Here is a 668-nt window from a genome sequence, read left to right on the forward strand (position 1 = left end):
AATGAAACTGCAGCGCAGCTCAAGTCGCTCAAGCTGCATGGGATGGCGCAGGCGTGGCCCGAGCTGGTCGCCCAGGCGCGGCACAACGAGTTTGAACCGGAGAAGTTCATGCAGATGCTGCTAAAAGCCGAGACGGCCGAGCGACTGGTTCGGTCCATCAACTACCAGATGACCGCCGCGAGATTCCCAGCGCATCGCGACCTCGCTGGCTTCGACTTCGAACAGGCCAGCACGGACGAGCCGCTCGTACGTGAACTCCACACGCTGCAGTTCTGCGAATCGGCACAGAATGTCGTGTTCATCGGCGGCCCGGGCACTGGCAAAACACATCTGGCTACGTCGCTTGGCATCGAGGCCGTGCAACACCACGCAAAGCGCGTGCGCTTCTAGCTTCACCGAGTGGTCGAGCGTGTTCGGCGATGCAAAAATGACCACTGCTCTGCTTGACCGCTTCACACACCACTGCCATATCGTGGAAACGGGCAATGATTCGTGGCGCTTCAAAAACAGTACAGCAGCACAACCCACAAAGCGGACCACGTCCCGAAAAACCTCACCAAAGACTACAAAAGACGAAGAAGTTGACGCGCAGGAGTGACGATTCTGCGCCACGAGGGTGGGTCAGTTTTAGATGCAAAAAGTGGGTCAGTTTCTACTGCAAATCAACA

The 668-nt window shown here is 57.0% G+C and carries 1 pseudogene; it reads left to right on the forward strand.

Annotation, left to right across the window (positions count from 1 at the left end):
* Positions 1-33 precede the first annotated feature (33 nt).
* Positions 34-598 (forward strand): annotated as a pseudogene (locus BBA01S_RS48400) (ATP-binding protein).
* Positions 599-668 lie beyond the last annotated feature (70 nt).

The sequence above is a fragment of the Paraburkholderia bannensis NBRC 103871 genome (assembly GCF_000685015.1).
GTDB classification, from domain to species: domain Bacteria; phylum Pseudomonadota; class Gammaproteobacteria; order Burkholderiales; family Burkholderiaceae; genus Paraburkholderia; species Paraburkholderia bannensis.